General features: G+C 66.1%; 8 protein-coding genes. 3 read left to right on the top strand and 5 right to left on the bottom strand.

The features are described from left to right. On the bottom strand, positions 1–7,389 hold a 7,389-nt coding region (locus tag NZU74_01330; GenBank protein ID MCS6879953.1), incomplete at its 3' end, for an isopeptide-forming domain-containing fimbrial protein. Between the two features lie 570 nt (positions 7,390–7,959). Here NZU74_01330 and NZU74_01325 point away from each other — a divergent pair. Next, a complete protein-coding gene (locus NZU74_01325) occupies positions 7,960–8,499 on the top strand; it encodes a hypothetical protein (GenBank protein ID MCS6879952.1) in 540 nt (179 codons plus the stop codon). A gap of 120 nt (positions 8,500–8,619) precedes the next feature. Beyond that, positions 8,620–9,324, top strand: a complete 705-nt coding sequence (locus NZU74_01320; protein ID MCS6879951.1) for an endonuclease III — start codon at positions 8,620–8,622, stop codon at positions 9,322–9,324. Between the two features lie 225 nt (positions 9,325–9,549). Here the strand turns inward: NZU74_01320 and NZU74_01315 are convergent, their stop codons facing one another. Together NZU74_01315 and NZU74_01310 are read right to left on the bottom strand one after the other, a co-directional pair. Further along, the gene (locus NZU74_01315) at positions 9,550–10,956 is read right to left on the bottom strand and encodes an MFS transporter (GenBank protein ID MCS6879950.1); all 1,407 of its coding nucleotides are present in this window, start codon (positions 10,954–10,956) and stop codon (positions 9,550–9,552) included. A gap of 24 nt (positions 10,957–10,980) precedes the next feature. After that, positions 10,981–11,769 carry a 2-oxo acid dehydrogenase subunit E2 gene (locus NZU74_01310; GenBank protein MCS6879949.1) on the bottom strand — a complete coding sequence of 263 codons (789 nt, stop codon included), beginning with the start codon at positions 11,767–11,769 and terminating at the stop codon, positions 10,981–10,983. A 1,466-nt stretch (positions 11,770–13,235) separates the two neighbouring features. Here NZU74_01310 and NZU74_01305 point away from each other — a divergent pair. Beyond that, the gene (locus tag NZU74_01305) at positions 13,236–15,020 is read left to right on the top strand and encodes a hypothetical protein (GenBank protein ID MCS6879948.1); all 1,785 of its coding nucleotides are present in this window, start codon (positions 13,236–13,238) and stop codon (positions 15,018–15,020) included. 50 nt (positions 15,021–15,070) lie between these two features. Here the strand turns inward: NZU74_01305 and NZU74_01300 are convergent, their stop codons facing one another. Then, positions 15,071–17,881, bottom strand: a complete 2,811-nt coding sequence (locus tag NZU74_01300) for a VWA domain-containing protein (GenBank protein ID MCS6879947.1) — start codon at positions 17,879–17,881, stop codon at positions 15,071–15,073. Positions 17,882–18,143: 262 nt separating this feature from the next. Next, positions 18,144–21,605 (bottom strand): GAF domain-containing protein, encoded by a 3,462-nt coding sequence (locus NZU74_01295; protein ID MCS6879946.1) that lies wholly within the window; start codon positions 21,603–21,605, stop codon positions 18,144–18,146. Positions 21,606–21,725 lie beyond the last annotated feature (120 nt).

Raw genomic sequence — 21,725 nt, 5'->3', positions numbered from 1 at the left:
GTCCTGGTTGCCCACGTTGCGGTAGCTCAGGATGAAGGTGATCGTGCCGCCCGGCTCGGCGCTGGCCCCGCCGTCGCTCTTGGTCAGCTCCAGGTCCGGCGCAGCAGCGAGCGGTGTGCTGTCGCTGGCCTGGTTGTTGCCCGGAGTCGGGTCGGCGCCGTTGCTGCCATCATCGTCAACGCGAGCGGCGTTGGCCACCTCGGTCACGCCCGCGGGCAGCGGGTTGTTCACCCGCACGACGAAGTTGACGCTGCCGCTCGCCCCTGCCGCCAGGCTGCCAACCGTGAAGGTGCAGACCGTGCCCGCAGGCGCGCCGTTGGCGCAACTCCACCCCGCGGTGCTGGCCGTCGCGTCAAAGCTGGTGTTGGCCGGCACCGTCTCGGTCAGAACCACGCCGGTGGCGTCCTGGTTGCCCACGTTGCGGTAGCTCAGGATGAAGGTGATCGCGGCGCCCGGCTCGGCGCTGGCCCCGCCGTCACTCTTGGTCAGCTCCAGGTCAGTGGCCACGATGGTCAGATCGTCGCTGCCGTCAACATCCGGCAGCTCTCGCTCACCGCCATCGGCGCCGGGCAGGGTGCTGGCCTCGGTGACAGTGGCGCGGTTGGTGATCACCTCGCCTGCGGTGGCCGGGTTTGCCAGGGTGACGAGGAAGGTGAAGTCGCGGCTTGCGCCGGCGGGGATGCCGCCACCGGTGTAACGCACGGTGCGCGTTCCGGCATTGTATGCGAAGGTGAAGCCGGTTGGAGTGCTGGCTTCGGCCACGGCGACGAAGCGCGCATCCAGCGGGTCAACGATGACCACGTCGAAGGCGTCGGACGCGCCGGTGTTGCGCACGGTCAGCCTCACCTCGACGGTCTGGCCGGCGTAGGCCCGGTCGGGAGTGAAGACCTTGGCGATCTCCAGCCGCGGCTCGACCACTGTGACTGTCACCTCGTTGCTGGCGATCGGCGCGCCACTGCTCACACTGACGCTGGCGCGGTTGATCAGCGTGGTCTGGGCCGGCGGCAGCCCCACGTTGCCGGCCACGTCGAGCACGCGGGCCTGGAGGCGCACGCGGAAACTGTTGTTGCCGGCGTCATTGTCCACGGCGACGTTGATGGCGCCGAAGCTGATCGTCACATCGTCGCCACTGCCCGCGCCGCCGCTGACCGTCGGGTCGGGGGCCGTGCCGTTGAAGCCGGTGGTGTCCACCGTCACCGAGCCGGGGACGAAGGCCAGACCGGCGGGCAGGTCGTCTACCAGGACGAGCGAGGGGATAACGCCCTCAGGTAAGGCGACGACCAGCTCGTAGGTCACGATCTCGCCGATGGTCACGTTGGCGCCGCCGGTGTGCGCCGCCGACGTTGCCGCCAGGGCCTTGGTCAGGTCAGGCTGATCGATGGTGAAGCTGGCGCTGCTGTTGATCTCGTAGTCGTTCAGCGCACCGCTGTTGAGCAGCTCGTTGCCATCGGCCAAGCCGTCACCCTCGGAGCGCTCATCGGCGCTATCCCCGTCAATGGTGCTCCACACCGCGCTGGCGCGATTGGTGATCGTCTGGCCAGGGCTGACGCCGCCGCCGATCTCGGCGCGGAAGTCAAGGGTCACACTGGCGCCGGGGGGCAGGTCAAAGCTGTCGCTGGCAGGCACGCGCACCACCCCGCCGCTGATGTCCGCCGAGGGGGGTGTAATTCCCACGGCGCTCACCCCAACCAGCGTGGCGTTGGTCAGCCCGGCCGGGATGGGATCGGTCACCACCACATCGTAGGCCGTACCAACGCTGCCGGCGGCGTGGCTGATCACCACGCGGTAGGTCACCACGCCGCCCGCGTCGGCGGGGTCGGGCGGGGTGAGAATGCTCTTGGCAATGCTCAGCACCGGCTCGACCACGGTGATCGTCCGCGCATCGGGCGCATTCACCGTGACCGAGACGCCAGTGTTGGGATTCGTGTAGCTGAGGCGCGCGGTGGTGGTCAGGGACGCGCCGTTCTGGTTGCCAATGACGTTGAGCACGCGAGCCTGGAGGCGCACCAGGAAGGCGTTGTTATTCGCATTGTTGTCATCGGTCGTGGTCACATCGGGGAAGGTCAGCACGAGGTCCTCGCCGCTGGCGCCGGGCACGGTGGCAGGGCCGGTGCGGGTCACGCTCAGACTGCCCACGTTGCCGGCGTAGGGCGCAGCCAGGAGGGGATCGGCAGTCACAATGCTGTAGTTCAGAAAGGCCAGGCCCGGAGGCAGATCATCGGTCACCACGAGGCCCTGGGTGACGCCTTCGGGAAGAGTCACGCGCAGGTCGAAGGTCACCACTTCGCCGATAGTGTACTGGGCCGGCGTGGGAGCCAGTTTCTCAATCGTCGGCGTCGCCAGAGTGACATTCGCCGTTGCATCGCCGCGGTAATTGTTCCTGCCGGTACCGGACCCGTTGCGCTCGCCGGTGTCGCTGCCGGAGGCGCCGGGGGTGGCCGAGCCGGTGGGGTTGGTTGTCGTGCCGTTCGAGCCGGGCAGGCTGGTGTAGGTCAGGTTAGCGGTGTTGGTCAGGGTGCGGCCATTGACCGCGCCAGCGTTCACCGTGGCGCTGTACTCGACCGTCACCGATCCGCCGGGCGGGATCTGAGCCACCACGACTTCAACCGTGTTACCGGCGCTATTGTTGGTCACGCCGCTGGCGCCGCCACCCGGCGTCACGCTCACACTGGCGAGGTTGAGGGTCAGATCGGCAGGCAGCGGATCGCGCAGACGCACATCGAAGGCGGTGGTGCGGTTCGAGCCAGTGGCGCTGGTGAAGGTGACGCGATAAGTCACCGTATCGCCGGCGTCAGTGGGCGTGGCGATTACCTGCTTGTTCAGGGTGAACGACGGTTCGGCGATGCGCACGCGGACGCTCCCTGAGGTAGCGATTGATGTGCTATTCACGCGCACCGCAAAGGTGTTGTCGCGATTCGCTCCGGCGGTGTTGTTCCCGGCAACAGTGTTATCCACCAGGGCGTTGAACTCGACCACAACGAACTCCTCGTCGGCGTCCGAGTCGCTGTTGGTCAGAGTGCCCAGGCTGAAGGTGGGATCGGCGCCGGTGCCGAAGGTGGCCGGACTGATGACGCCGGCGGGCAGCGGGCAGGTGATGCTGCCGGAGGGCAGCGCCGCCAGGGTAGCGCTGTTGCCGGTGACGTTCAGGCCGCTGCAACCGGGCAGGCTGGTAGTAATCGTTGAGGAGCTGATTCCACCTCCGGCTTCGTTGGCCACGAAGGCCACCCGCGCGCTGCCGTCGTTAAGGAAGGTCAGGCCGCCGGGCAGGTTGTCCAGGAGCTGGAAGTTAGGCGCGCTGCCCTCGGCCAGGCGCACGGCCAGACGGTAGCGCACGATCTCGCCAATGGCCACCGGGCGGGGCGAGGCGCTTTCTGAGGTATGCGCCTCTGAGGTGGCGACGATGCTCTTGGTTGGCGCGGGAGAGATGACCGTCAGCGTGGCCGGGTCGCTGGCAGTAGCAATGCGCTCGCCGGTGGCGCTGCCGGGCGCACCGGGGGTAGCCGAGCCGGTGGGATTGTCGCCGGCGGCCGCGCCGTTGGTACCGGGCAGGCTAGTGTAGCTCAGATTGGCGGTGTTGGTGACCTGCTGGCCGGGGGTGACGCCGGTTCCCACCGTGGCAGTATACTCGATGCGCACCGAACTGCCGGGCGGCGCCCGGTCAATGGTGACCTCCACGGTGTTCCCGGCGCTGCTGTTGGTGACGCCAGTGGCCCCGCCGTTGAGGGTCACGGTGACACTGGCGACGTTGAGGGTCAGATTGGCGGGCAGGGTGTCACTGATCCGCACATCGAAGGCATCGGTGACATTGGCGCCCGTGGGGTTGGCGTAGTCAATGCGGTAGGTAATGGTATCCCCCGCATCGCCCGTTGCGCTGGCCGGGTTGGCGATCGTCTTGTCGAGGGTACGGGCCGGCTCGACTACGCGCGCGGCGATGCTGTTCGAGGCGATCGGCCCGCCGCCGCCGGGCGCGGTGATCGGGCTGCCGGCGCGATAGACGATGAAGTCGTTGGCCCGCTGAACGCCGGCCGTGTTGCCGGCCACGTTCTCCACCAGGGCGTTGAACTCCACGACCACATACTCGTCGTCGGGGTCGTTATCAGCGTTGTTGAGGGTCCCCAGATTGAAGAAGACATCCGTGCCCGAGCCGTAGGTGTCATTGTTGGTCGTGGCGCTGGCCGACACGGCGGCGTCGGGGAGCAGGAAGGACGGTGTAGCCGGCGCGTTGCCGCTGATAGCCAGCCCGGCGCCGCTCAAGGTGTCCGAGGCCAACCCGGCGCTGTTGCTGATCAGCGCCGCCCTGGCGGTGTTGTCGTTGAGGAAGCGCAGCCCATCGGGCATGCGATCCTGGATCTGGGCTGCGTCCCAGCGGCCCTCGGGCACGCGCACGGCCAGGCGGTAGCGCACAATCTCGCCGATGGCCACCGGGGGCGTGGCGCTCTCCTCGGTATGGGCCGCCGAGGTAGCCACGATGGACTTGGCCAACTGCGGCGTCGCGGCGGTCACCGAGGCCTGGTCAAAGGGCGGGCCGGCGGGGTCAACGTGGTTCGTCCCGCCCTCATCGCCGGCATAGCCGGTCAGCGTGCCGCGGTTGAGGATCACCTGCCCGGGCTGGACATCGGGGTCCACCTGGAGATCGTAGGTGATGACGATGATGTTGGAACCATCGTTAGGATGGTAACGCTGGCATGCGCCGACGCTGGTATCAATTAACTGGATGCCATTGTTGAAGAGGTCGTCCTCGTTCCCCGGCCCGCCACCGCCCAGGTAGGTGAACGGAACGGCCGTGCCGGCGCCGTTGTAGACCTTCAGGTTGAGGCCGGCACCGCCGGTGGGGATGATCAGTCCTGGCGGGAGGATGTCGGTGATGGCAATATCATACGCGCCGCGAGTGCCCGAGCCGCGGTTCTCGATGACGATCGCGAAGCTGACCAGGTCATTGGCGTCCACCCCGGCGATATTGCTGTCCACCGGCGTCGCAGCCAGGGCCGTGGAGCCGATCGTGCCCGTGAATGGCGCACCGGACGCGCCAGGCGCGGCGAAGGGGACAGGGCCGGCAACCGGCGGAGAGAGGGTCGCGCCGGGGTTGGTGCTGCCGGTGACGCCCTTGCTGATCCGCAGGATCGGCTGGGTCATCACCACCTGCACGATGGCGTCATCAGTTGCCTGCGCCAGGCCGGTGGACCCGGCGATGCGGCGCACCTGGTTGGTGAGCAGGAGCCGGTCGGCGGTAGGCCGGTCGCTGGCCCGCACTGTCAGCAGCAGGTCAATCCGGCTGGGAAGCGACTGCGGATCGTCGAAGGAGCCGAAGTTAAAGCTGACCGAGTTGCCCACCGTGCTGACGCTGACCGTGGGATGGGGCACGGTGGCGACGGGGAAGCGGGCGCGCCAGGTGTCGGCGGGGCCATAGGTCGCGGTGTTGACCGGGGGGATGCTCCCGGCAATGTTCGGATCAAAGGTGAACGTGGTCACCGGGAAGATGGGCAGAGGCAGATAGTCCACCAGGCGCAGATCCTCGGCATCGCTGGTGGGCAGGATCAACTGGAGGCGATAGGTCACCGTGTCGCCGGGGGCCAGTTGCACCGGATTGGGGAGGGTGGTGCTGCCGTTAAGGGCATAGATTGACTTGCTGAGGGCGCCGCGGCCCACGCTCGCGCTGGCAGCGCTGCCATCGCTAACGGTCGCGCCCGTCGCAGCGAGGTTCGCCACGTTCAGCAGCGTGCCGGTGACGGTCACCTGATTGCTGACGGAGTCGCCCTCGTCCACACTGGAGTCGCCGGAGGGGTAATCATCACTGTAATTCTCCTGGATGATCGCCCGGAAGACGACGCGGGCCGTAGTGGGGCCGTCGTTGTATACGCTACAGTTGGGAGCAGGGCCGCCAGTGCCGGTGGCGGGCACGCAGCCGCCGATCAGCGCGCCGGTCTGGCCGCGGGTCGCCAGTTCGTTGGAAATGCGGAACTCGATGCTCGTCGTGCCATCATTGGGCGCGGGCGAGTCAGGGGTGTAGTTTGGCGTGACGGTGTAGTTGGCGGCGGCGAAGGACACGGACGCCGAGACGAAGCCATTCCCATTCACCTGGAGCGTCGGCGGGAAGGAAGGATCGAAGCGTTGCCCATCGGACAACACATCGGCCAGGGTCACCTGATTGAAGGCGAAGAAGTCGGAGATCTGCACCTCAATGGTGTACTCCAGCGTATCGCCGGGCGTGGGACCGGCGGCGCCCACATCATTGACGACGGTGACGCGCTTCTGGGTGGCCAGCGAACGGGCCGTCAGGCGATGGCCGGGCGTCCCGGCGGAGGCGCTCACCAGGGTCGGCGGGTCGCGGGGGTCAACAGGCGTCCAGGTCGCGCTGGCGTTAGCATTGTTGTCCAGGACGCGCGGTGCGCCGGTGGCGGGGTTGAGTACGGCGGCGCTGGCGGCATCGAGACGCGGAACGTAGAAGGTAAAGATCATGCTCGCGTCGGCTGAGGCGGTCGTGCCGGTCACCGAGGCAATGCGCCGGGTGAGAACGCCGCCGGGAGTGGTGGTGGACGGCGTGCTCACAGCCACGCTGCCAGCCGGGCTGCCGTTCACCAGCACCGCGTCAAGAGAGACGAACTGCATCTGCGGGGGCAGCGTATCGCTGATCTCCAGATTGGTTACGGTCTGTCCGTTGGGAAGATCCACATCAACGCGGTACTGGCGCGGGAAATTGGGGCCAGTAGCGGTTTCGTCTTCGGGGCCGAGGTAGGTCTTGCGCACCGAGAAGAGCGTCGGCGTCACCGGCTGATTGGGCCAGGTAGCCGTATTCGGGCTGGCGGGATTCAGCAGCACCGAGTCGCAGCACCAGTTATCAAGCGGATCGTTGCCGAACTGGAAGCCGGCGCGGGCGAAGATCGGCAGCGGCACGCCGAGGTCGGCAAGAGGGCTGACCGCCGCCTGGACCCTGATCTCAACCGGGGGCTGCTCCGGGGTGAAGGAACCGAAGGGCAACTGGATCACCACCAGCGTATCGCCGGGCGTGCCACAGACCTGCTGATAGCTCCCATCGGTGAGCCGGGCATAAGGGTGAGGCACGCAGCCATCGGCGTCGAAGGTGATGCTGGCAGTATTCAGCCCGGCGCCGAGGTAGGTCGCGTTGAGGAACGTGATGCCATCGTCGCCATCTACGCCTGTCGCGGGGAATACCAGGTCTACGAAGGGACCATAGCCGGTATCGGCGGGATCGGCGTTGTCAAAGGTCACCGTAAAGTCAAACGGCTGGCCGATCAGGGCCTGAGCGGGCGCATTCAGGGCGGCAACGGGCTGGCCCACGGCAAAGACGGGGCGCGGGGACGCGGCAAGGCCGACGATGACCGTGGCAAGCATGACCACGGTCGCGAACAGGCGGAGCAGGCGGCGACGCATACAGGACGAACTCCTCCTAGATTAAAACCAACGGCAACCTTTTTTGTTACATCTAGCACTCATTTGAACCAGGTGTCAGAAGAGTGTAGTTCACGCTCCTTACCGAGTTGTAACCAGAATCCCCACGGAAAAGGATTATGAAAACCCTGTAAATTACCTTGCCCGGTTGTAGTCACTCAAAGCCCACGAGCAAAAGACAGACGGAACAGTTTCTGCCATCGCAATCGGGAAGTCGTCTCGCTCCGTCCGGTATGACGCAGCGAGGAACATACCCGAAAACGTGATTCATAGAAAGCCAACATATTCCGAAAATTATGACAAAACTAAGTATATAAATCAATATTATTTCCATAACCTGGCGGTTTATAGCAATTAAGAAACCGGTCCGCTCTGATTAGTCTGTGAACGAAGTTTCCTTGCACTTCCGCCACCCTCCCGGCGTATAATTCTTAATCTCCATCAGCCTGCGGGCAAGGGGGAAGGTAGAGAACGTTATTAGGGTACCCGTTGCCGGCTGGCGAGACCCGCAGCTGGCGCGCCTGTGCTATACTTGGCGCTGTGATGACACCCATGGCTGACCTCACGCCATTGATCCAGGCCATTCACGATGCGCCGCCACGCCTGGTATACGTCTTCGCCGGGGCGGGCAGTCTGGCGCTGTACTGGCTGCATGCGGCTCCCGGTTCGTCGCGGACGCTGCTCGAGGCCCGCGATTGCTACGCGCCGCGCAGCCTGGCCGCCATCCTCGGCGCACCACCGGCCCAGGCCGTCAGCGTCGAGACGGCCGGCGCCATGGCCGGGTGGGCCTGGCAGCACGCCGCCAGTCTCGCCGAAGACGGCTGGCCGCTGCTCGGTGTGGGCTGCACGGCGGCCATTGCCACCGACCGGGCGCGCCGGGGCGCTGACCGGGCCATTGTCGCCGTGCGTTCGGCCAGCGAGACCAGGATCTACGAGCTGTTTCTCGACAAGGAGCGTCGCGACCGGGCCGCCGAAGAGGAACTGATCAGCCGCCTGGTCATCCTGGCGATCGCCGAAGGCTGCGGGGTGGGGCAGGTGAGCCTCGCGCTGGGGCCTGAGGAGGCACTGCGCGTGCGGCATTATCCGGGATAGGGTTCAGTTGCACCGAACACGTACAGACCGCGGAGAGCGCAGAGGATCTTAAACGCCTCTGCGTTTCTCTGCGTGCTCTGCGGTGCGCCTCATAGCGCCGCGCTAACAGACGATCATTTTATGTCGAGTATTGATCAGCCAGGCGCTCCCGCGGCGCCGCCAGTTCCCCGCGAGACGTTCCCCATAGACGAGGTCATGGCGAGCCTGCGCGCGACCATGCCGGCGTTTCAACGCCCGCTGATCGATCAGATGGGCGTGGAGGGCACGACCCCGTTCCGCATCTTGATCGCCACCATCCTCAGCCTGCGCACCAAGGACACCCTTACCGCCGTGGTCGCCCCGCGGCTCTTCGCCGCTGCCGATACGCCAGAAGCGATGCTGGCCCTCGGCGAGGAGCGCATCGCCGAGTTGATCTACCCGGTCGGCTTCTACCGCAACAAGGCGCGGAGCATTGTGCAGATCTGCCGGGTGCTGCTTGAACGCCACGACGGTGCAGTGCCCGCCGATCTCGACGCGCTGCTGGCCCTGCCTGGCGTGGGGCGCAAAACGGCCAACCTGGTGCTCACCGCCGGCTTTGGCCTGCCGGGCATCTGTGTGGATACCCACGTGCACCGGATCTGCAACCGCTGGGGCTATGTGCAAACGAAGAACCCTGACGAGACGGAGCAGGTCCTGCGCACCAGACTCCCCCCTGAATACTGGATCGAGATCAATGGGCTGCTGGTGACCCTGGGGCAGAACATCTGCCTGCCAGTGTCGCCGCGCTGCTCGGCGTGCCCGGTGGCCGCTTTCTGCGCCCGCGTTGGCGTGACGCGCAGCCGGTAGCGAGTATGTTTCCAGATCTGGTCGTTCCAGTTCGACCGGTGCTCTGCGGAGCTCTGTAACCAGTGTGTGGAGGTGTGGAGGTGTGGAGGTGTGGAGGATGTACGTGTTCACGCTTCTCCTGGGAGCGAGGGCATTTTGCCCTCGAATCCTGACGAGGGCGGGACGCCCTCGCTCCCAGGTCTGCGAGGTTACCCCAACTCTGAACACTACTGGAGGATATGTCCGTTATTCCCGAGATGGTGGAGCAGCGGCCCGGGTGCGGCGGGCGGCCAGTTGGGCCAGGACAGCCTCGTGCTTCTCGCGGGTGATGGGATAGAACCAGGTCAGGAGCATCCCGCAGATGAGGACGAGAGTCGGCACGGGGCCGATCATCAGGCGAATGGCCAGGCGGGCCGAGTCGGGTTGCAGGTCGGCGGGAAGGTTTTCGTTGAACCCGGCAACCTGCAACCCCAACCCCACCAGGAACAGGCCCGCGGCCAGCCCCAGTTTCTGTAGCAGCACCATGAAGCCGTAGAACATCCCCTCGCGCCGCTGGCCGGTCTCCAGTTCGTCAAGCTCAATTACGTCAGGCATCATGCTCCAGGGTACCAGGTAGGCCGTGGCGACCCCCGCTCCGGCGATCACCGCCAATATGATCGCCAGGGTGATCTGTTCGGGCTGTAGAAAAAAGAGAAACGCCTGCACGCCGATCCAGATCACACTGCCGACCAGGTAAACCGCCTTCTTGCCGATGCGCCGGCTCACCGCGCTCCAGACGAAGAGAAACACCAGCGCCGAACCCTGCACCGCCAGGAGAAAAGTGGTGATCAGATCCGGCCGGCGCAGCCAGAAGGTGATGTAGAAGGTCAACACCGCCGAGGTGACCTGCACGGCCAGCCAGGAAAACAGGTAGATCCCCACTACGAACAGATAGGGCCGGTTGCGGAAAACATAGCGGATCTGCTCGCCCAGAGAGAGGTCCTTCGCCTCGGGGTCAGGTTCGTAGCGTTCGCGGGTGCCGAGGAAGCACCACAGGAACGGCAGAGCGATCAGCACCCCCACCACGGCCCCGGCCACCAGGTAGCCGGTTCGGGGATCATCGGGGTAAAGGCCGACGATGGTCTGGTGCAGAATGCCGCCGAGGAGGCTGCCGCCGATGCTGAACGCGAAGCGGTAAGAGTTCAGGGCGGTGCGCTCGTCATAGTCGCGGGTCAACTCGGGGGTGAGGGCGGTGTAGGGGACGTTGACGATGGTGAAGGCGGTGTCGAAGAGCAGGGCGATGGCCAGATAGTAGATGAACTTGCCGGTGACATCGAAGGGCGGAACGATCCACTGGAGGAAGAACAGCACTCCGAAGGGGGCCGCGCCGAAGAGCAGCCAGGGGCGGCGGCGGCCCCAGCGGGTATCGGTGCGGTCGGTCAGCCAGCCAACGATCGGGTCGTTCACCGCGTCCCAGATCTTCACGACCAGCAGGATGGTTCCTGCCAGGCCCGGCGGCAGGCCGGCCACGGTGGTGAGGAAGAAGAGCTGAAAGAACCCGGCGACGATAGTGGCGATGGCCGGCCCCAGGTCGCCGGCGCCGAAGGCGAGTCTGGTGCTCAGGGGCAGCCGCTCGTGGACAACGAGGTCAGTAGAGGTGGCGGGCCTGGCCATGCTGGCTCCTTGTAAAGATTGAAGCTAGACCACGTCCTCCAGCCCCGTGCCAGCCTGGATCAGTGAGGCGAGGCGCTCGCTGAAGCGGGCCGCCGGGGCGCCGTCAACGATGTCGTGATCAAAGCTAACGGTCAGACAGAGATGCTCGCGGTTCTGGATCTGACCATCCACGAGGATCGCCCTGGTATCGATCCCGCCGATGGTGACGCAGAGCGTGTGCCCGGAAAGCGGGATGCCCCACCCCGCGCCCGTGCCAAACATGCCTACCGCAGTGACCAGCACAGTTCCATTGAAGCGCTTCACGATGCCGGGCGATCTCTGAATCACGCGGAAGAACAGGCTGCGGAGAACGCGCGGAGTCTTGACGTACCAGCGCAACCAGCGCCCCCACTGCGTCTCATCCAGTTGCTTCGCCTGCAACGCGCGAATCTCCCGGTGGATCTGAACGACGGATTTGCGGTTCGCGGCGCGTATGACCGTCTGAAGAACCACTGGCTTGCCGTCCTGAAAGCGTTCTACGGGGAGGGAAACGTCTACATCGTCGAACATCACCAGGCGGTTGCGCCAATCGAGATAGGCATGGAGATGCTTGTCCTCGTCCACGGCCCTGGCGCAGCAGTAGACGATGAAGCCGGTAAAGGAGAGCCCTTCGCCCGTCCGCTGCTTGATGCAGCGGATCTGCCGACGCGGCTCGGTGATGTCAACCGCAAGCAGGCCGTGGATGCAGTGCTTCCTGCCGGCCAGTTCCATGCCGTCCCTTACCAGTTGGCGAAACGCGGGCAGCGGCTCAACCACCCGCGAAGAATCGCTCATCATCCGCCTCCCGTGGCGCGAGGCCACTGCTTAGCCAGGAAGAACACGCCTGTGCGGCGGCGGGGCAGGCAAGACGCCCTCGCCAAACAGCAACTTCGCCGGATCGGGCTGCGCCTTTGTAGCGGGAGCCGCCTCGTCGGCGCAGGCATCGGTCCAAGGGGCACCACACCCTCATCGACCGGTAGCGCGCCCCGACCGCCATTAAGCATAGACACGCCTCATGCCCTGGATTCCGGCGGTCAGGCAGGCTCTGAGGTATGATGCACGACCTTTCGAAGCGCGGTCAGCATTACGCGCAGCGCAAAACCCAATCCAAAAAGGAACACCACCGTAGTGAAAATATACGGCAAAAAGAAATATCTGCTCCAGTCCATTGCGGATCCTCTTCAAAAGTGCCGACTCAGGCGGACGGTTGTGCTGCAATACCTGCCCGCCGGGCCTAGCTGCTCGGCTCAGGCGGGTGTGGTTGCGGACGTGACTATGCGGTCACGGAAATGGTGCAAGAACTCCACGCCCAGTTTCGCCGCCGTGTTTGAAAGGTGTCCTGGGGCCGCGCATCATTCCGTATTTGGGGGCCGAAGCTCATATCGCGCTTGCGCACCCGGCGACGTGCTGCGAGTTCCACATGATTGTTTGGGTTCGCTGCAGGACCGTGCACGTGAGACGCTCGGCATCCGAAGAATGGTCGGCAGGCGGCGACGTGAGCAGTTTGATGCCGGGTTTGCCTGGCCTCCCCTTCAGCCGTGTGTTTCTGTCACGCAGGTGTTGGATCGCAACCGGCAGTGCGGTATTCTCCGCTGCGAACGTCGCGATGACGTTCAACAGCCGGATCACGATCTAGCGCGTTGGTGTATCGGGAATGCTGTCGGAAATCGGCATGCGCTGGTAGTCTACCAGATCTTCGCCTTGTCGTCACCCACTGCGCCTCAGTTATGGAAAGGATACGTGAACATAGCCGATAGCCCGCAGACCATGTTTTCATTGCGGCGGTGTGCATCCTGCGAATGGGCGTCTGATGTGAAAGCAGCCGATAACCGATAGTCCGCCGCCTGTGTTTTTATCGCGAGCGATACAGTTTGCCAGACCCCCTGCTTTCCCTCATCAGGATCAGGAACATTTCCCACCTTCCTCGCCATAGCGCCTTTTTGTACAATACCCTCTGGCTGGAACCATCGCGCCCTCTCAGTCCCTCCACCGGGCAAGGGCAACGGGAACCTTCGCTTTCCCATTCTTCGCCGGCCGGGTTCACCTCAGGCCCTACGCACACGCACCGCGCAATGACACCATGAAGCAAATAACCTCTCCGGGAGGGCCGCTTCCTCCTGCATCCTCGTGCGGGTACAGGGCCGATGTTCATCGCCGGGGAAATACGTTCCCCTGGCAAGGCTTCGCCGTTCCACATCCTCTTCCTATGAAGCAAAAAGAGTGCGGGGAAAAGCGTTTTCCCTATGGCAAGGAGAAGGAGCATGTCCAGAAACCTGCTACGACTGTCTATCACCCTGGGCTGCTGGCTGATACTATCAGGAGGCATCGCGCTGGTCACGGCAGCGCCGGCTTCATCATCGGGGCCGGCGCTGCCGGTGCTGACGGGCGCTTTTACGATGAACGCCGGGGCGTCCACGCCTCCGGCGGCCCCGGCCCAGGCCGGGAACCTGATTCAGGACGGCGGATTTGAGCAACAGGGCGCGGGCTGGGAAGGCTGCGGCAACCTGGGCCTGGTGGATGCCGAGTCGGCGGGGTCCAACGCAGTGTACGCCGGGCGCTACGCCCTCTTTATGGGCGCCGGCGCCGATGGCAGCGGTTGCCCCACCCTGCCCGACACGACGACCCCTCGGCAAATCCTCACGCAGCAGTTAAGCATTCCGGCAAACGCTCCAGCCGTCACAGTGTCATTCTGGTTTCGGGCCGCGGCGGGCACGAGTGTGGATGTGTTTCTGGCCCGCGGCTTCTATATGTTTGATCCGAATCTGGGGGGCGTCAGGCTCGGCAGCTTCTCGACCGAGCAGCCGCCGGGCTGGCAACTGTACCGCAGAGTGTTGACCGGCGAGGACCTCGACCGGGTGCGCGGCCAGACGTTGCGCTTCTCGATCGTGATCCAGCAGAACACCGGGGTCAGTCAAGAAGCGGTGTTGCTGATTGATGAGGTGCAGGTGCTTGCCAGCGACGGGCGCACGGCCGCCTCGCCCCTCCCCCCGGCGCTCCGTGGCGACGGCAGCCGCCCCCTGGCGGCCATCCGCGCCGAAGCCGACGGCAATCGCTGGCTCTACCGCATGGATACGGACGGCAGGAACCAGCAACTGATTTACCGCGGCTTGCTGAACAATGTGCGCTATCCGGCCTGGTCGCCGGACGGGCGCCGTCTTGCCGTAGCCGATTATAACACCTGGCCCTGGCCCACGCCCGATCCCGATCCACAGAACAATCTGAGCGCCGCCGCCATTACCGTGCTCAACGCCGATGGCAGCGGGGCGCGCCAGGTCTACCAGACTCAGAGCCGCAAAGGCTCGCGCTGCCCGTTTGTCCCGGATCCGTCAGATCCGGCATCACGGGAGCAGCCCTCGCAGATCTGGCAGGTGTCCCAACTGGACTGGATGCCCGGCAGCAATCAGGTGGCCTTCGGCAACCCGGGCTTCAACGCCTTCTGTGACGGGAACATCAGGGGCGGATTGTCGGACGTGCGGTTACTACCGCAGCAGCCGGGGCAGGTGGCGCCGCTGCTGGCGTCTTTCGCTACAAGGCCGAGCGTCAACCGGAACGGCGAGGTCTTGTTCGATAGCTTTGACCTGGCCCGCGACAACCGGGCCGCGGGGGTATGGCTGCTCGATACCCGCTCCCAGCCGGCGCAGGAGACGCGCCTGCTGGCCAACCCGGCCGATCAGGAGCCGGCCTGGGCACCCGATGGCCGGCGCTTCGCCGTGGTGCGCGTAACAACCGTTCCCTCGGCGGACGCCCGCGACCGCACCTTCGCCATCATGCTCTACGATCGTCAGGATCTGGCCAATCCGCGCATGCTGCTGCTGGCCGACCACGGGCGGAGCATCGGCAGGGTGCGCTGGTCGCCGGACGGGGCCTATCTGGTCTACACCCTGAACCGCTTCGACGGCCGCAGCGACATCTGGTGGCTGGAGGTGAGCAGTGGCGCCACCGGGCCGGTGACCAGCGACGGAGCCTGGCTGGAAGCTGCCTGGCGACCGGTCGCGGGGGCAGGGGGCGGGCCCCAGGTCTTTCTCCCCCTGCTGGTGCGCAACTGAACGCCGGTGAGACGGCCCCGCGGCTGTGACGCACTCTGTCGCGCCGCGGGCTACTCTGACCGCTTACGGCGCTGTTTGGCGGCCAGGAGCGCTGCCAGGCGGTCGTCGGCGGGCGCGGGGGCCGGGACGGGCGGCGCAGCTGACGTCTCCGCCGTGGGGGGCCGGGGCGCCCGCGCCGCCGGGGGTGGCGCGGGGCGCCGGGCGCGCTCGCGGGCAGCCCGGAGGCGGGTCAGCAGCGCATCGGCGGCCTCCGGCTCAGGCGTTGGCCGGGCGCGCCGCGCCGGGAAGCGTAGCGGGCCAGCGGGCCGCCAAAACAGCCGGTGTAGAGCGATATCCAGCGGGAGAAGGGCAAGGGCCAGCCAGAGGAGCGGCTGGCTGATCGCCGTCACGCGCCCGACTCGCTGTCCCGGGGCCTCAAACAGGCTGTCTGCCGGCGGGGCGACGCGCCCGCCGCTGATCGTCGCCAGCGACTCGAGCAGGGCCGCGCCCGCCGCGTCCGGGCGGTATTCCGGCGAATAGCTGACCACCAGGCCGCCGCTGGTCGCTACGAGGGGCTGTCCTGCGGCATCGAGAGCGTTGACCTGCGCCAGGTACACGCCGGGCTGGTCAGCCGGGGCGATGGCGCGGTAACGGCCGGGGGCCACCTGGGTGAAGCTCAGTGGAATGCCGTCGCCTGCCGGGTCGAGGAGCCGCCCCTGGACGGCGGCCACCTGGGCGGGCAGGCCCTCGGCGTCGCTCACCGCCAGGTTGAGCGTCGCCTCCCCGCCATCAGCGCGCATCTCCAGCGTCAGGCGCCCGTCGCCCGCCGGGGGCAGCACGGCATCAACCAGGCCGGCGGCGAAACGCGGAAACTGCTCCCAGCCGATCCACTCGGCGGCCCACTGACCCTTGAGATCGCTGGTCCAGGCCAGGGTGCGCCCCAGGCCCACCTGCCAGACGGCCAGGAGCGGCGCGCCGTCAGGGGTGATGAGGAAGGTGCGGGCGGTTGCGCGAGGGCCGGTGTTGTTGTAGCCATAGAGGGGCGGCAAACCCCCCAGGTCGCGCACCGGGGGAGCGGACAGGGCAACTGCCGGCGTCACGACCTCCTCCACCAGGTCGCGCTCGGCGGCGCGCACGGTCTCGCTGAGGAAGATCGCCGGCACCTGGTCGGCGCGGGTCACGCGGTAGAAGGCGCCGCCGCCTTCGCGGGCGGCGCGTTCGAGGCGCGGGTTCGCTGCTCCGCCGATAGAGACGACGGTGATGGTAACCTGGTTTTCTCGCAGTTGCTCAACCAGGTCAGCGTAGTTGCTGTTATCCAGGCCGTCGGTCAGCAGGATCATGTGCTTGACGCGAGCATCGGCGCCGATTAGCGCCGGGGCGGCGAGTTCGACGCCAGCGCGGATGTTGGTGCCTCCGCCGAGGCTCACCAGACCCAGGGCGTCTTCGATGGCGGCCAGGGACGGCAATGGTTGCAACGGCAGCACTGTGGTCGCCCGGTCATCGAACACGTAGATGCCGAGTTGATCGCTGGCGGCCAGGCCCTGAGTGGCCAGAAAGACGGCGTCTTTGGCCAGGTCGAGCCGGTTGCGCCCGGGACCAGCCGTATCGCCCATACTGCCGCTGCGGTCAATCACCAGGGCCAGAGCCAGATCGGGGCGTCGCTCGCGGGCGGGCGGATCCAGGTCCACGGGGAGGATCTCGGCGATAGGGGTGCGCCGCCAGCCGCCGGCGCCAAACGAGTTCGCGCCGCCGATCATCGCCAGCCCGCCGCCCTGCTCACGCACATAGGTGACCAGCGCCCGCTGGAGGGCCGGCGGAACCGCGCTGGCGGGGACCTCCACCAGAATAACGGCGGCGAACTGGCGCAGCGCGGCGGGGTCGGCGGCGACCTGCGCAGGGCCAACCAGGGTCGGGCGCAGCCCGGCGGCAGTGAGCGCGGCGCGCAGGGGCGCGGCGCGATCCTCCGCTTCGGCCACCAGCAGCACGCGCGGCGGCCCCTCAACCTGGGTGAAGGCGCCGGCGGTATTGTTGAGCGGCTGGGCGTCCCCGGCGGCGCTGATGCGCGCCTCGAAGCGGCGGAAACCGGCTTCGCCAGCCGGCGCGCGCACCAGGAGCGACTGCTCGCCTTCGATGAGCGTCACTTCCTCGGCAGCCACCAGTTGCCCATCGGCGAACACTTCCACCCGGGCCAACCCGCGCAGATCGCTCTCGATCCTGAGGGTCAGAGGCGCCTCCTGGCCTTCGCGGGCCGTTGCCGGGGCATCGAGCCCGACGAGGCGCACATCGGCGCCGCCCTCGGCCGGAAGGGGGATCACCTCGATGGGCACGCCGCGCAGTGCGGCGAGGCGCGCCGCCTCCGCCGCGTCGCCCAGGTTCTGCGCCCCGTCGGAGAGCAGGACGAGGCGCTTCTGGGCATCAGCGGGCAGGAGCGCCAGGCCCAGCAGCACCGCTTCGGCGATATCGGTGCGATTGCCCGTCACCGCCGAGGTCAGGCGCGGCAGCGGGGCGGGCGGCTGCGGGGCCCGTTCCACGACCGCGTTGGCGCCGAACACGACCACTGCGGCCCGGTCGGCGGGCTGCCCGGCCGCCAGCGCCTCATTGACATACGCCAGGGCGCGCTCGCGCTGCGCGGGAGCCACCGAGTCGCTGCCGTCAATCAAAAAGACGACTGCCGTATCGTCCACGGGCCGCACCACCTGGGCGCCGGCCAGCGCCAGCACCAGCGCGGCGAGCATGGCACTGCGCGCGCCAAGCAGCGCCAGGTAACGCCAGCGGCTCAGGCGCGCCCGGTAGGAAGGGCGGGTGGCCCAGGCAAAGAGCCACAGCAGCGGCAGGAGCGCAAGGAGCCAGAGGGCTTCGGGATGGACGAAAGAGACCAGCATTGCGTGTCCACGGATGCTTGCTTTCCTATGGACACTCTACCATAATCCGGGGTGAAGACGGGATCTCATTACTCTGTGAACCACGTTTTTCGGTAACTCCACCACCTCCCCGACCCTCCCCCGCTGGGGGAGGGAGTCTGGCTCCTCGCCCCAACGGGGGGAGGTCGGGAGGGGGGCGGAAATAAAGGAAACCTCGTTCACAGACTTTGTTCCCGTTGTTGCGGGCAACGGCGGGGGAGCGGAGGTGAACGTGGCCCTACCCTCACGTCACCCGGACGGCCACGAGGGTCATATCGTCGTGGGGTGGCATGCCCTCGCTGAAAGCATGCACCTCGGCGAGCACCCGGTCAACCAGGTGGCCGGCGGGCAGGTGGCCCCACTCCGCCAGGAGCTGTTCAAGACGCTCGAAGCCGAAGAGATTGCGGCGCCGGTCGTGAGCCTCAACGATGCCGTCGGTGTAGAAGAGCACCGTGTCGCCCGGCTGCAGATCCACCTCGAACTGCCCGAACGTGACCTGGGCGGAGAGGCCCAGCGGTAAGGCCGGCGGCCCTTCGAGGAAGGTGGTATGTCCATTCGCGCGACGCAGCAAGGGGGTGAGCTGCCCGGCCGAGGCGAGCACCAGGCGGTCGCGCGCCCGGTCTACCAGCGCGTAACTCAGGGCGACGAAGCTGTTGCGGGGCACATCGTCCACCAGCGCACGATTGGTCTCGGTCAACACGATCCAGGGCGTCTCGTGGTTGCGGGCCTCGGAGCGAGCGGTCGAGCGCGCGACGGCCATGAGCATCGCCGCGGGGAGCGACTTGCCGCTCACATCGCCCACAATCACCCCGACGCGGTCGCCCAGTTGCACCACATCGTAGAAATCTCCGCCCGTCTCGCGGGCGGGAACACAGCGGGCCGCCAGTTCCAGACCAGCGATAACGGGCAACTGCCGGGGGAACAGGTTGGCCTGGATGCGGCGGGCAATTTCCAGTTCCTGCTCGACGCGGGTGATCGACTCCTGGTACAGCCGGGCGTTTTCGATCGCCAGCGCGGCGTGGTTGGCGAAGGCGCTGGCCACTTCAACATCGCGCTCGCTGAAGATCCGCTTGAAGTTTGGCGCGCTGTACTCGTTCCACAACGGGCCGCGCAGGTCAATGTTGAGCACGCCGAGCACGTGCCCGCGAGCGATCAGTGGAACGCCGATCCAGGAGAGGATGTCCGAGGAGCTGGGAAAGCGCATCCAGGGACAATCGGTTCGTCCGGCGATGTAACGTAAGGGCGTGCCGGTGCGGGCAACATGCCCTGCGCCGGTGCCCTCCAGGGGCAGGATGAGGTTCCGCGGCTCGATGCCCGGCGCGCGCCCGCGCGAGGCCACGAGGCGCAACTGCGATCCGTCGAGCAGCATAATCGAGGCGGTGTCGAAATCGATCACCTTCTGCAGTTCGCCGAGCACCAGGCGCAACACCTCGTTCGGGTCAAAGGTAGAACTGAGCACCCGGGTCATCTCGCGGAGCGTCTCGGCGGTGCGCCGCTGCTCCTGCTCCGCGGCGAAGAGCTGCGCGTTATCCACCGCCGCGGCAATGGAGGTGGCAACGGTGCTTAGCAGTTCCAGTTCCTCGTCGCTGAAGCGCAGCGGCGGGCCATAGCTGTCGAGCGAAATAGATCCCAGCACCCGGTCTCGGCTCACCAGGGGCACAATGATGAGCGAACGGATGCCCATGGAACGCCAGAGTTCGCGGTTGAGCTCGGCGAGAGGATCGTGTTCAATGTCTTCGATCACGATCGGGCGGCGGGCGCCGATCAACCGGTCCATCAGGGGATTGTCCTGCATAGGAATGGGCAGACCCACAATGCCGGTGGGGGGGTACTCGGCAACCACCATGGCTCCTTCAGGCTCGGTGACGAGAACCGTGCCAGTGTGATCGGCCCAGAACAACTGGACCAGCTCGCGGGCGGCGAGTTCCAGGATCTCGCGCTGATCCAGGCGCGCGGCGAGTACCGAGGCCATGCGGTTGACCAGTTCCAGACGATGAGCCTGCCGTTCGAGCGCCTCGGCATGCGCGCGCGTCTCGCGGAGCAGCCGTTCGCGCTCCTGGAAGAGACGCACTTTCTGCACTCCCAGACTTACGTGGCTGGCCACCTGGTTGAGAAAGTCTATCGTTCCACTATCGTAGCGGTAGGGCCGATAATCCTGGATGCAGAGCATCCCGATCACCTCGCCGTCGCGGGCCACCACCGGCACGCCGGCCCACGAGCGCACCAGTCGATCCGGCCCGACTGCCTGAGGCTGGATGCCCCGATCGGTCATCTCGTGCCGTTTGTGGAGCAAGTCGTCGAAGAGCAGGGGTTCGCGGCGGGACATGATCCACTGGCTGAGGGAATTGGGCGGCGCCTGCCGCCCGATGACGTCAAGCGGAATCCACTCCCCTGCTTCCACAAAGACGGCGTTGGTAACAATCTTGCTATCAGGCTCGCAGATCAACAGGGCAAAGACTGACGCGTCCAGCAGGTTATGGACGATCCGGTAAACCTCGGCCAGCATCTTGTCGAGATCGTAGGATGCGGTGACGACCTTGCCGATCTGGCCGATGGCCTCGAGTTCGGCGATCTGCCGCTCCTGTCTATCAAGGAGACGGCGATTCTCAACCAGAATGGCGATCTGGTTGGCCACCGACTGCGCCACACGCACTTCCTGCGCGCTAAAATCGCGCTGCGCGAAGCCGAAGAGACTCAACGTTCCCACTACCGTGCTGCCGGCGAAGAGCGGCAGAATGAGCGCGCACTCGAAGCGCGGGAAGACCTCCAGAGGCAGCGAGCCGCCGCGCCGCACGTCATACCAGTTACGGGACACCACGATCGGCTCGCCTGACTCGACGACCGAGCGAATGGGACTGGTGGCAAGGGGGAAGCAGTGGGTGCGCTGGGTGTACTCTTCGGAAAACCCCTGCTGGCAGCAGAGCACGAGATGGTCGCGGTTGGCGTCGAGCAGGCGCACATTGCCGGCATCGAGGTGAAACAGGCGCAGCACGATCTCCAGGGCGCGTTCGAGCATCTCGATAAGAGGACGTCGCTCGACCAGTCCGGCGGAGATCACACTCAACGCCGTGAGTTCTTCAGTGCGGGCGGTCACCTGCGCGCCCAGATCAACGCTCACCTGCTCCTGGCGGCGGACCAGGGCCACATTGTCCAGCACCAGGGCAGTCACGCTGGCGATGCGCTGGAGCGCCTCCTGATCGGCTTCGGTGTACACTCCAGCCTGGCGGCTCTGGATGGACAACACGCCGATGGCCTCGGGGCCGATCAGCAGCGGCACGCCGAGCCAGGACCGTAAGCGTCTGTCGGGCCTTCCGAAGAGAACGGGCAACGGATCGAGATCGTGTTCCGCGAGCAGATCGCGAACTAGCAGGGGTTGCCGGGTGCGGATGACGGCCCCGGTGAGCCGGTCGTACTCGACATCTTCGATAAACTCACTGCCATCCTCATCACACAGGAGGGCGCAGGCCAGCCGCTGTCGGCGCTCATCACAGCAGGCCAGATAGAAGACGTCGAAAGCAAAGACTCGGGTCAGTTCACGCTGAACGGTCTCAATGATGGCGCGGAAACCAGGACGTTCACGGGCGGCCAGACTGATGGCGACCAGCGCATCGAGCAGTCGCGCATCACGCTCACGCTGAGAGCGCAGCGCACCACGCTGCTGCTCGAGTTTGAGCGCCTGTGCTTGCCTGGCAGTGGACCGTCGCATAGCCTGTCCCCGCGTGTTGGTATGGGATACTGGAAAGATGCCGGAAGGCCGTTCGACTGCCGGCAGACGCACCAGAAGGCTAGTTGCTGCCAGGCGCAACCACAGGATTGCGACCCGCAA

Source organism: Chloroflexaceae bacterium (assembly GCA_025057155.1).
Classification (GTDB): Bacteria; Chloroflexota; Chloroflexia; order Chloroflexales; family Chloroflexaceae; genus JACAEO01.
This window is presented reverse-complemented; position numbering and strand designations above follow the sequence as displayed.